The organism is Cellvibrio sp. QJXJ (genome assembly GCF_024452345.1).
GTDB lineage: Bacteria > Pseudomonadota > Gammaproteobacteria > Pseudomonadales > Cellvibrionaceae > Cellvibrio.
Genome location: NZ_CP101662.1, coordinates 2,776,232 through 2,788,263, shown reverse-complemented (window position 1 = coordinate 2,788,263; position 12,032 = coordinate 2,776,232). Strand labels below are relative to the sequence as shown.

Annotated in this window: 11 protein-coding genes; 10 read left to right on the top strand and 1 reads right to left on the bottom strand. The window is 48.5% G+C overall.

What is annotated here, in order from left to right; genetic code table 11:
* Positions 1 to 157 precede the first annotated feature (157 nt).
* The 10 genes from xdhA to NNX04_RS12180 all read left to right on the top strand — a co-directional run bounded on the left by xdhA (position 158) and on the right by NNX04_RS12180 (position 10,200).
* A complete protein-coding gene (xdhA, locus tag NNX04_RS12225; RefSeq protein ID WP_261945931.1) occupies positions 158 to 1,663 on the top strand; it encodes a xanthine dehydrogenase small subunit in 1,506 nt (501 codons plus the stop codon).
* Complete coding sequence (gene xdhB, locus NNX04_RS12220) at positions 1,656 to 4,040, top strand: xanthine dehydrogenase molybdopterin binding subunit (RefSeq protein WP_261945930.1); 2,385 nt, start codon at positions 1,656 to 1,658, stop codon at positions 4,038 to 4,040. The genes xdhA and xdhB overlap by 8 nt, the downstream gene beginning before the upstream one ends.
* A complete protein-coding gene (gene xdhC, locus NNX04_RS12215; RefSeq protein ID WP_261945929.1) occupies positions 4,027 to 4,887 on the top strand; it encodes a xanthine dehydrogenase accessory protein XdhC in 861 nt (286 codons plus the stop codon). The genes xdhB and xdhC overlap by 14 nt, the downstream gene beginning before the upstream one ends.
* Before the next feature lie 34 nt (positions 4,888 to 4,921).
* Positions 4,922 to 5,428, top strand: coding sequence for a 2-oxo-4-hydroxy-4-carboxy-5-ureidoimidazoline decarboxylase (uraD, locus tag NNX04_RS12210; protein ID WP_007639920.1), 507 nt, complete (start codon positions 4,922 to 4,924; stop codon positions 5,426 to 5,428).
* 81 nt (positions 5,429 to 5,509) lie between these two features.
* Positions 5,510 to 5,848, top strand: coding sequence for a hydroxyisourate hydrolase (gene uraH / locus NNX04_RS12205; RefSeq protein WP_261945928.1), 339 nt, complete (start codon positions 5,510 to 5,512; stop codon positions 5,846 to 5,848).
* 89 nt (positions 5,849 to 5,937) lie between these two features.
* Positions 5,938 to 7,347 (top strand): guanine deaminase, encoded by a 1,410-nt coding sequence (guaD, locus tag NNX04_RS12200; protein ID WP_261945927.1) that lies wholly within the window; start codon positions 5,938 to 5,940, stop codon positions 7,345 to 7,347.
* Positions 7,335 to 8,564: a urate hydroxylase PuuD gene (locus NNX04_RS12195; RefSeq protein WP_261945926.1), complete on the top strand. Its 1,230-nt coding sequence runs from the start codon at positions 7,335 to 7,337 to the stop codon at positions 8,562 to 8,564. The genes guaD and NNX04_RS12195 overlap by 13 nt, the downstream gene beginning before the upstream one ends.
* A gap of 21 nt (positions 8,565 to 8,585) precedes the next feature.
* A complete protein-coding gene (locus NNX04_RS12190; protein WP_261945925.1) occupies positions 8,586 to 8,888 on the top strand; it encodes a DUF1330 domain-containing protein in 303 nt (100 codons plus the stop codon).
* Positions 8,889 to 8,977: 89 nt separating this feature from the next.
* Positions 8,978 to 9,910: an alpha/beta hydrolase family protein gene (locus NNX04_RS12185; RefSeq protein WP_261945924.1), complete on the top strand. Its 933-nt coding sequence runs from the start codon at positions 8,978 to 8,980 to the stop codon at positions 9,908 to 9,910.
* A gap of 95 nt (positions 9,911 to 10,005) precedes the next feature.
* On the top strand, positions 10,006 to 10,200 hold the full coding sequence (locus NNX04_RS12180; protein ID WP_007639929.1) for a hypothetical protein: 195 nt from the start codon (positions 10,006 to 10,008) through the stop codon (positions 10,198 to 10,200).
* A 92-nt stretch (positions 10,201 to 10,292) separates the two neighbouring features.
* Here the strand turns inward: NNX04_RS12180 and NNX04_RS12175 are convergent, their stop codons facing one another.
* Positions 10,293 to 11,948: an endonuclease gene (locus tag NNX04_RS12175; RefSeq protein ID WP_261945923.1), complete on the bottom strand. Its 1,656-nt coding sequence runs from the start codon at positions 11,946 to 11,948 to the stop codon at positions 10,293 to 10,295.
* Between the last annotated feature and the right edge of the window lie 84 nt (positions 11,949 to 12,032).

The window sequence follows — 12,032 nt, the reverse complement described above, 5'->3', positions numbered from 1 at the left end:
GCATGCCATTCACTGCCATAAACCGCGCTTTGCAAAAAACCTATGAAAAATTGTCTGTTTGGCCAGACTTTTGCTTTGGCCTTGGCAGGTTCGATTTTTTTAGCCGTGCCAGCGAGGGTGTAATACCCGCGCAAGGCAGGCAAGTGGAGGAGGTATTGTGCGGTTGGTGGTGAACAATAAACCGGTTGAGGGTGTGGATGCGGCAGCAGATATGACGCTGCTGCGCTACCTTCGCAGCGGTCAACAATTGATGGGTACCAAAGAGGGCTGTGCCTCCGGTGATTGCGGCGCCTGCACGGTGATTGTTGGGCGCCCCAGCCCGCAGGGCCTGACCTACAGCACGGTGAACGCCTGTATTTGCCCGCTCGGCAGCCTGCAGGATTGCCATGTTTTTACCGTGGAAGCACTCGCCGCCAGTGCGGATTCCCTGCACCCGGTACAGGCCGCGATGGTGGAATGCCACGGCTCCCAGTGCGGCTTTTGTACTCCCGGTTTTGTGATGTCGCTGGCCAACCTGCAACTCAATGAGGGCGCGCGTTTGGCACAGGCGGATGATGCGGTACAGCGCGCGGCGGTGATTGATGCTATCTCCGGAAACCTGTGTCGCTGTACCGGTTATCGCCCCATTGTGGCGGCGGGAATGGCGGCCCTTAAAAAACCTGCCCAAGTGGCCAGTTTTGTGCAAGAGTGGGTGCCGAATGCACCTTTAGCGGGCAAAAATCCTGAGTCGGTGGCGCCTGTTGCCGCGCCGCTATTACACGGTGATGGCAGCAGTTATTGGCAGCCGCACACCGAAGTGGAGTTGCAGCAACTATTGCACGCCTATCCCCAAGCGCGTTTGGTGGCCGGTGGTACGGATTTAATGTTGGAGGTTACCCAGCAGTACAAATCCTTGGCGCACTTGATTGATCTGAATCGGGTGGAGACATTACAGCAGATCGAGATCAATGAGCGCGAAGTCATTCTGGGTGCGGCGGTGTGTTACAGCCAGTTGGAAAAGTCCCTGCGCGATCTCTCGCCGGAATTTGTTGCGCTGCTCGGGCGCTTGGGTTCACGGCAAATTCGCAATCGCGGCACCTTGGGGGGCAATATTTGCAACGCATCGCCCATCGCCGATAGCCCGCCGTATTTATTGGCGCTGGATGCGGAAGTGGAAATTGTGAATGGGCGCGGTGAAGTGCGCCGTGAAAAGCTGACGCAATTTTATCGCGATTACAAAAAAACCAGTTTGATGACCGGCGAATACCTGGCGCGCATTTACATCAACCGCGCGCACTTAGCAAAACCATTGAAGCTGTTCAAAATCAGCAAGCGTTATGAAGACGATATCTCCGCCGTGATGGGTGCATTTTGCTGGAGCGGAAAAACAACGAACGAATTTTTCATCGCCTTTGGCGGCATGGCGGCGATTCCAAAACGTGCCAGTGCCACCGAACAATTTTTAAATAAAAGCCCTTGGTGTATTGCCGGAAGTGTTGATGAAAATATTCTTGAACAAGCCTGTGATGTGTTGCGCAGTGAATTTTCACCACTGAGTGATGTGCGTGCCAGCGCTGAGTACCGCATGGCAATGGCCTGCAACCTGCTTAAAAAATCCTGTTACGAATTTGCTGCTGAAGCCTCGGGCAATCACATCGAAACGAGGTTGTTTGCCCATGCGTAGATTAATCACCAATTCTGAATTGTCTCCGGCGATTGTGGCGCCAGCATCCAACGGTGGTGTTGGTCACTCCACCGCGCATGAATCGGCACACAAACATGTGCGCGGCGCAGCGGAGTATGTGGATGACTTACCGCTTTTGCCTGGCACCTTATTTGTTGCCACCGGTCAGTCCACTAAACCCCACGCGCGCATTAATGCGCTGGATTTAACCGCCGTAAAAAATGCGCCCGGTGTACTCGATGTCATTGTACAAAGTGATATTCCCGGCAAAGTCGATGTCGCGCCGGTGTATTCCGGCGATCCTTTGCTGGCGGGCGAGCTGGTTGAATTTATCGGCCAACCTATTTTTGCGGTGGCGGCCACCAGTTTTGAAGCAGCGCAACGCGCGGTATTGTTGGCGCGCATTGAATACGACGAATTACCTGCGCAATTAACGGTGGAGGATTCACTCGCCGAACAGAGTTTTGTATTGCCACAACATCAATTATTGCTCGGCGATCCCGATGCGAGTATTAACGCCGCGCCGCATCACTTAAGCAGTGAAATTTATGTGCGCGGGCAGGAACATTTTTATCTGGAAGGGCAAATCAGTGAAGCGCGGCTAACGGAAGACGGCGGCATTCATGTGATCAGCTCATCGCAACATCCCACCGAATTGCAAAAATTAGTCGCTGAGGTCCTGGCTATTCCGTTTCATTTAGTGGTGGCAGAAGTGCGGCGCATGGGTGGTGGATTTGGTGGTAAAGAAAGTCAGGCGGCACCGCTTGCGTGTATCGCCGCCTTATTTGCGCAGCGCACCCGTCGCCCAGTGCGTTACCGCATGCCGCGCCGCGACGACATGGTACAAACCGGCAAACGCCACGATTTTTTAAATCGCTGGCGGGTCGGTTTTACTAGCGAAGGCAAATTGCTCGGCGTGGATATGTTGCTCGCCGGTAAGTGTGGTTTTTCTGCTGATTTATCGGAAGGTATTGTCGACCGCGCCATGTTCCATGCAGACAACGCCTACTTTTTAAATAACGCCCGCATTCTGGGTTTGCGCTGCAAAACTCACACGGTTTCCAATACCGCCTTTCGCGGTTTTGGTGGCCCTAAAGGCATGATGGCGATTGAAACCATCGTGGAAGATATTGCGCGCTATTTAGGTAAAGATCCCCTCGATATTCGCAAAACCAATCTCTACCAACTCGGTGCAGATGAAACGCCCTACGGGCAAAAAATTGAGCAACATGTGTTGCCCGCGTTAATTGAACGCTTGGAGCAAAATTCGAACTATCGCGCACGCCGCGTTGCCATTACCGAATTCAATAAAACCCATCGCACCTTGAAAAAAGGGCTGGCGCTTACGCCGGTAAAATTCGGTATTTCATTTACCGCTAAACATCTCAACCAAGCTGGTGCGCTGTTGCAAATTTATACCGATGGCAGCTTGTTGATTAATCACGGCGGCACGGAAATGGGCCAGGGGCTTTACACCAAAATCCAACAAGTTGTTGCCAGCGCTTTTGGTGTGAGTGTGCAGCGGGTGATGGTGTCATCCACCCGTACCGATAAGGTGCCCAATACTTCACCTACCGCCGCGTCATCCGGCACTGATTTAAATGGCATGGCCGCTAAAGATGCGTGCGACAAAATCAAAGCCGATTTAATTGCTTTCGCCGTTGAGCATTTTCAGTTGGACGCAGCACAAATTAGTTTTGCGCAGGACCAGGTAGTGCTGGGTGAGCAGGCTATGAGTTTTGCTGAATTTATTAAATTGGCTTATCTCAATCGTGTTGCTCTCTCGGCTACCGGCCATTACCGCACCCCAAAAATTTATTACGACCGCGCCAAAGCCAAAGGCCAGCCCTTTTTGTATTTTTCCAACGGTGCGGCGGTGGCAGAAGTCACGCTGGATTGTTTAACCGGCGAATACAAAGTTGAGCAAATTGATGTGCTGCACGATGTGGGTAAATCGCTCAACCCGGCCATTGATATCGGCCAAATTGAAGGCGGATTTATTCAGGGCATGGGCTGGCTCACCACAGAAGAATTATTGTGGGATGAAAAAGGCCGCCTTATATCCAATAGCCCTGCCAATTACAAAATTCCTACCGCGTTTGATGTGCCGGAAAAATTCAACGTGGAATTATTTGATGAGCCGAATCTGGAAAATACTATTCACTTATCCAAGGCAGTGGGTGAGCCACCCTTAATGCTGGCGATTTGTGTGTGGGCGGCATTGCGCGATGCTTGCAGCAGCACAACCGATTATCAATTCAGCCCACGCCTGGATACACCCGCAACGCCCGAGCGAATTTATTGGGCGCTGCAAGAGTGCGCGGCGTTTACCAAACAAGACGCTAAAAATAGGGAGCTATCAAATGGCACTGCTTAATTGGTCGGCTGCGATTCAACACTGTCAGCAAAGCGGCAGCGCCTATGTGATCGCCACCATTATTAATACCCAGGGTTCAACCCCGCGCGATGGCGGCAGCAAAATGGTGATTGCGGCGGACGCCACCTACGACACTATTGGTGGTGGTCAGCTGGAGTTTTTGCTGGTGCGGCAAGCGCGTGAATTGCTCGCGCAAAATAAAAATTGCCAGGTATTAAAAGCGATTCCACTCGCGGCAGAGGCGGCGCAATGTTGCGGTGGCAATGTCACGGTCATGTTGGAATGTTTTGCGGCCTGTGCTTGGCAAATCGCGCTGTTTGGTGCGGGCCATGTATGTCAATCCTTAGTCATTATTCTCGCCGGGCTGCCGTGTCAGGTGCGGGTGATTGATAATCGCCCTGAATTAATGACAGCGCCGCTGCCCGCGAATTGCCGCTACGAATTTTATGCAGAGCCAACAGCTGCAGTCGCGCAGTTACCCGACAATTGTTGGGCAATTATTTTTACCCACGATCACACGCTGGATTTTACGCTGTGTAAAACCCTGTTATCTGATGAGCGCTGGGCCTATGCCGGAATGATTGGTTCGCAAACTAAAGCACTACGTTTTCGCAAACGCCTAAGTGATGCCGGTTTTGCGAATGAAACAATAGAAAAAATTCACAGCCCGATTGGCTTGCCAGAAGTAAAAGGCAAATTGCCGATGGAGGTTGCGGTATCCATTGCGGCGCAATTGCAAAGTTTGTATTACCAGACGGCTGCACCGCAAACAGGTACCTCCAGTTCCTGGCGCGATATTAAAACTATTCTGCAACAACAAAAAACCACGGCGATTTTATGCGAGTAATTTGGGTGGTGAATGTTTGCTGGGAGAATAAATCATGAAGTTGGATGAATTTAATCACCTGCCTGCGGTGGATGCGGTAAGTGCACTGTACGGCTGCTGTCATTGCCAGCATTGGGCAGAAGCAGTATCGGCACGTCGCCCTTTTGCACAGTGCGAGGATTTATTAATCGCCGCGCAGCAAGTCTGGGCGCGCGCCAACGAAAGCGAAATTCTGGAAGCCTTTTCCGGCCATGCACGTATTGGTGACATCGAACTATTGCGTTCCCGTTATGCCGGTCGCGCCACCCAAGAGCAGGGGCAAGTATTGGCCGCGAGTGACGCAGTTATTCAGGAACTCTATACGCTGAATCAGGTGTATGAACAGCAAAATGGTTTTATTTTTATTGTCTGCGCCAGTGGTAAATCCGCAGAAGAAATGTTGGCGCTCTTAAAAGCGCGCATCACCAATTCGCGCAGTCAGGAGCTGGTTAATGGTGCGTTGGAGCAGGGGAAAATCACCACGCTTCGGTTAATGAATTTGATTGAAGATCAGGAGTGTTAAAAAGGAAATCGTCATCCTCGCGAACATGGGGGTATGACGAAATTGTGATTTAAGAATCTTATAGTTTACGGAAAATATTTTATGCAAAAAGCACCAATTACAACTCACATTCTTAATTTGGATAGCGGCAAACCCGCGGCGGGTGTACGTGTAACCCTACACCGTCTGGACACCCAGGAACCTATCGCCAGTGCGACTACTGATGGTGATGGCCGAATTATGCAGTGGGAAAATACTTTTGAAATTCAAGCGGGTAATTATCTGCTGCATTTTGCAGTGGCGCCTTGGTATGAAGGTCAAGCACTGAGTAATTTTTATCCGGAAATCCAGCTTATTTTCCGCGTGCTAAATCCGCAGGAACACTACCACGTGCCGCTGTTGTTGAATGCCTATGGTTATTCCACTTATCGCGGTAGCTAGGTTTTTATTGTTATGGATGCCCGCGTTCGCGGGTATGACAAAAAGATAGTTTTAATTTTTCCGTTTTAATTTTGTTGTTAAGGCTGGTTATGAGTGATGTTGCGGTAGGAATGGAAAGTATGGTGAATGCGATAGGTGCGAAGAGTGCGGTAGCGGCGTTTCGCGCAAAAATTTTACATTTCACCGATCAACCCGATCCCATCACGGGTGCTGGTATTGAGTATTTTGATGATGGGGTGTTGGTTGTTGAGCAAGGGCGAGTCAAGGCTTTGGGCGATGCACAAAAAATGGCGGCGGCAGGATTTGATTTGCAGTCGTGCCAGCATTTTCCCGATCAATTAATTATGCCGGGTTTTATCGACAGCCATATTCATTATCCTCAAACCAGCGTGATTGCCTCCTATGGCGAACAGTTACTGGATTGGCTAAACAACTATACTTTTCCCTCTGAAGCGCGTTTTGCTAATGCGGAATTTGCCGCGCTCGCTGCTCGTGAATTTCTAAAAATTCTTCTCCAAAATGGCACTACTACGGCCATGGTTTACACCACCGTTTTTGCGCAATCGACCGAGGCATTTTTTGCCGCCGCCGCGCAGATGAATCTGCGCATGATTAGCGGCAAGGTAATGATGGACCGCAATGCGCCAGATTATTTGCTTGATACACCTGTGAGTAGTGAACAGGATTGCCGTGCGTTAATTGAACGCTGGCACCAACAGGGGCGGCAACTTTATGCGCTCACACCGCGTTTTGCACCGACTAGTACCCCGGAGCAATTGGCGGTGACGGGAAAACTTTACGCGCAATATCCCGGTTTGTATTTGCAAACCCATCTCTCTGAAAACTTGCAGGAAATGGCGTGGATAAAAGAACTCTACCCCAAAGCGCGCGATTATCTGGATGTGTACGATCAATTTGGTTTGCTCGGCCCACGCAGTGTATTTGGCCACGGTATTCATTTGAGGGATCTTGAGGTTGAGCGTTTGGCACAAACAGGTTCGGGCATTGCTTTTTGTCCGACCTCAAATTTATTTTTGGGTAGTGGCTTGTTGGATATGGCGCGGTTGGAGAACGCCGGTGTTCCCGTGAGCCTTGCTACCGACGTGGGTGGCGGCACCAGTTTTTCGCAATTGCGTACCCTTGCTGAAGCTTACAAAGTGCTGCAATTGCAAGGGCAAAATTTGCATCCGTTAAAAGGGTTTTATATGGCCACCTTGGGTAATGCACGTGCGTTGCAATTGGATAATTACCTCGGCAATTTTGCGCCGGGCAAAGAAGCTGATTTTGTGGTGATTAATTTGGGTGCAACACCGTTACAGGCATTGCGGCAATCATCGGTGCAGAGCGATTCACCGGATTCAGTGAAAAGTTTGGCAGAAAAACTGTTTGCATTAATGACCTTGGGTGATGAACACAATATCGCCCACACCTATGTGATGGGTAAAAAAGTATTTAGCCGCGCACCCGCTACAGAAGGAGCATTTTCATGGGCGATTTAATTAACCCGCTGGTATTGGAGTGGTTAAATCTGGCATTCCGCTGGTTTCATGTGGTCGCGGCCATTGCCTGGATTGGTGCATCATTTTATTTTATTTGGTTGGATTTGAGTTTACGTGAGCCGCCACAATGGAAAGCGGATAAAGGCGTAAAAGGTGATTTGTGGGCAATTCACGGCGGCGGTATTTATGAAGTGGCCAAATACCATTTGCGCCCGCAAGAAATGCCCAAAAAGTTGCACTGGTTTAAGTGGGAAGCTTACAGCACCTGGTTGAGTGGCACCGGCTTGTTAATATTAATGTATTACCTGCAAGCACAAACTTATCTGGTGGGCTACAACACCCTGATTCAATCACCGGGTTGGGCGGTCGTTGCCAGCATCGTTTTTATTCTCGGTGGCCAAACGCTCTACGAATTATTGTTGCGCACACCGCTGGTAAAACGCGGATTATTATTTGCCGCAATATTGTTGTTGGTGATTAGTGTGGCGAGTTATTTGGCGCACTTGTTATTTTCACCGCGCGCTGCCTATTTGCATGTCGGTGCAATGATTGCCACCTGGATGGCAGGCAACGTGTTCTGGGGAATTATGCCTGCGCAGCGTAAATTTGTGGCGGCAGTCAGCAACAATGAGGCGCCGGACACCTGTGCTATGGCCTTCGCCAAGTTACGCTCTACGCACAATAATTATTTAACCCTGCCGGTTATTTTCTGCATGCTCAGCAATCACTATTCTTTTTTGTACAGTCATGTTTATTCCTGGCTGATATTGGTTGCAATAGGTTTATGTTTGGCATGGGGCAGGCACTTTTTTAATCTCAAACATTTGGGTGTAGTAAAGCCATTTATTTTGTTGAGCAGTTTTAGCGGCTTGGTATTGGTTGCGGTGTTAATGGCAGTTACATCGCCCGCGAGTATTGCCGCTAAACAAGCTGAAAAAGCGGCGATTGTTACTTCAGCAGAACAAAGCGTCAGTACCGATGAGCGCATTAACCAATTAATTCACGTGCACTGCACCAATTGTCATGCGGCTGTGCCCTCGCAACCGGGTTTTAATGCCGCACCTGCTGGTTTGGTGATTGATTCCACTGTGCACCTTGCTGCGCAAAAAGTGCGTGCATTACCGGCTTTGTCATCGGGCTATATGCCACTGGGAAATTTTCATCACATGACTGATCTGGAACGTAAAACCCTGATCGATTGGCTTGCGCAACAATAGCGGATGAGTGCAGGAATTATTATGGCTGCTTATGTGATTGTTGATATTGAAGTACATAACCCCGAAAACTATAAAGATTACCTCACGAAAATTACGCCCACGGTATTTGCCTGCAACGGACGCTATTTAGTGCGCGGCGCAAACGCCGAGGTCGTTAGCGGTAACTGGCAACCCAAACGTTTGGTGGTGATGGAATTTCCCGATCTCGTCACTGCCAATCATTGGGCAACTTGCGCGGAATATGCCCCCATCCATGCACTGCGCAATGCTAATGCAACGGCCAATATGATTATTGTGGAAGGCAGTGTGGATTACACGGGTTGAAAATCGTAGCTCTTAAATTTTTCTAATTGTATAAGTGTGCACTTTTATGGCGTTGCCATTTAATGGCGATAATTAATCGGGTGAAGCTAATGATTCGTTTAAAGCACGTTAGGTTTTTAGCGGTAGTATTTTGTTTTGTCGCCATCACTGGTTGCGCCGTTAAGCCAGATCATGCGACCCCCGCTGGATCTGTTTATGTCGAGCAGCCATTATTTATCGATAATGGAACTTATAAAATTCCTGCCATTTTAGTAAAGCCAACACACACCACCGGTAAACCATTTCCGGTGGTGGTGATGTTGCATGGTACTGCATCGCAGAAAAATGAAGTGGGGGGATTGTATCAACGTTTGGCTGTTGATTTGGCCGAAGCCGGTATCGCCTCTGTGCGTATCGACTTTGCTGGTACCGGCGATAGCCCGGTGGATTATCGCTTTTATAATCTCACCAGCGCCCAACGCGATGTTGTTAGCACGCTGGATTATCTAACCGCTCAGCAGGATATAGATGCACAGCGCATTGGCCTGATTGGATTTAGTCAGGGCGGATTAATTGCACAGCTCGTTGCCACAAAAGATTTACGCATTAAATCACTGGTTGCCTGGTCCAGTGTTAGTGGAAATGGCACTGGCGTTTTCCAATCCTTTTTTGGCGACTATTATGCAGAGGCAAAAGCCAATGGTTTTGCAGTCGTAAAATTCCCCTGGCGCCCCGAGCCATTAAATTTTGGTTTGCAGTGGTTTGAAGAAATTAAAGTTAATACCAGCTTGCAAGACTTAAAAAATTATCGCGAAAAATTACTCACAATTGCCGGTACAGCGGATACCTTGGTTCCCTACGAGTCATCGATAAATATAATCAACCACGCCGGTACCACTAATGCAGAATTGCACCTTATCAAAGGTGCAGATCATATGTTTAACGTTTTAGGTTCAGCCAATGCGAATGGCCTGGCGGAAGATCAATCTACGGCGGAAACTGTACTTTCAATAACCACTGACTGGATTGATAAAAATTTATAGATTTTTATTGTGCGTAACGGATTAATCCGCAAGTTGATTTTTGCTGCGTTTTCTCGTTTAATGAGAATGTTTTTCAACTTGTTATGAGGGATAGTATGTTTTCTGTATTAGGGCCAGTAGTGATGCTGGGAATGTTCGCAATTTATGTGTTAGTCATTTGTTTATTCATTGTTATGGTTATATCCATAAAACGTATTGCTGCGTCGCAGCAGGAAATAGCAAAGAGCCATCATGAAATCGTAAAACAGCTGGCTAGTATTGCCATAGAAATTAGAAACAGAGAAAAATGATTTTTCGTTAAGTCATAAAAAACCAGCGATTAAGCTGGTTTTTTTATTTTTTATGTTTATAGATTTTATAATTCACAACAAAGCGTATGGTCTTATTGTTTACGCAATCTAACTAGACTTAATAGCAACAATAAACTTAACCAGTTTAATGAGCCGCTACCCGAGCCGCTGTTAGTGGCTGACGCAGAAGCGGTTGAGCTGCTGGAAATAACAGTGCTGCTTGCGCTACTGCTTATGGCCGTAGCTGAGCTGCTTGATAATATGGCGCTACTGGCTTCACTGCTTATGCTGCTGCTTGATTCATTGCTTGTAGTACTACTGCTGCTGGAAGACGATGTTACGCCGCAGAAATCGCCCCACAAACTAAGTACCCAATTTGGATTATCAATAAACGGATTGCGGTTTCCTTGCCATTCCTGAATACGATGGTTGCGGCGCATTTCAAAATTATCGACCGGGTCCAGCTGACTCCACTCAACCAAAGTACACAATTTACCGATATTGGCGTCACCGCTTGCCATGGCCGTGTTATCCACTAAAACCAAATCCGGTGTGTTGCCATCGGTGCCTTCATAACGCACATCCATATAAAACATCATGCGCGCCACATCGCCTTTTACCGCATCACGCGGTTCCCATGAATCGTCATCAGTAAAGGTATCGGGTGCTTCACCTTGCGCAGTGCCACCATTATCAAAGGCTTTGTTGCTGCGTGAACTGTTAACGGTTTTATCTTCCGGGCGCAGGTGATGAATATCGGTATAGGCGAATTGATTATCATCAGGAAAGCCGTAGGATTTTGCCCAAACATGTTCGCGGTTCCAGGAGTCGTTATCAAATCCAGGTTGCCCATCGCGATCATTTTTATCCGCCGAGCGGCCGCTGTATAGCAACAACACATTCGCGTTGTTATCCGGGTCTTCGTCAGCATATTGCAACGCGCTCCACACTTGGCTGTAGGTTAAATTAATATGGCCGGTGCGAATAATATTGTGTAGCGCGACGCGCAACTCAAATCCTTCAAGTCCCATTGCCGGTGCATAATACACATCGTAGCTATAAGGTATTGCTAACGATGATGAGCTGGCAGATGACAAACTGCTTATACTACTGCTTTCACTCGATGTAACGCTGGAACTTGAGCTGCTACTGATTTCTTCAGTGCTACTTGAACTGCTGCTTATACTGCTAGTTGTATTGCTACTCGACGCCCCACCACCGGAGCAATCTTGCGTGAGCGGGCCGATGCCGGGGCTATCCGCAGTGCTGACTGCCCACTGCGCGTTGGTTGCCGGCGTTGTGTTATCAACGCGATAAATCGATACATCAACCGCTGCAATTGTCCAACCGCTAATACCGTTTTCCCATGCAACTGTATCTACATCGACACCATTATTTTTTAAAACAAATAAATCACCGCTGTTGCCCAGCGCAAGCGACATACCTGTCAAGTTGGGTGCAAAGCCGTAGCGTGTGGTAAACGCATCTGCCTCGCGCGCAAATGTTAAATAACTATTTGGCTGAATCGTGCCGCTCAGGTTAAGTACCGGCGCGCCTTGTTTGTCTTGCAAGGTATAGGTGCTCAGATCAATTGCATCACAGCCCGCATTAAAAAGCTCGATCCATTCCAATGTGCTGTCCAAACTATTAGGCGGATCGTAAAGCACCTCGGAAATTAAAACCTCTGCCTGCAATGGCAGTGAAAAAGCCGCAATCAACGCGGCGGGTAAAAAAAGACTACGTTTCATTTCTATCACCTGCTTAAAGTGGTTAATAACCGGATCAAAACTCAGATCGATCATCAAGCAGTGCAGTTAAGCGAGAAATGATTT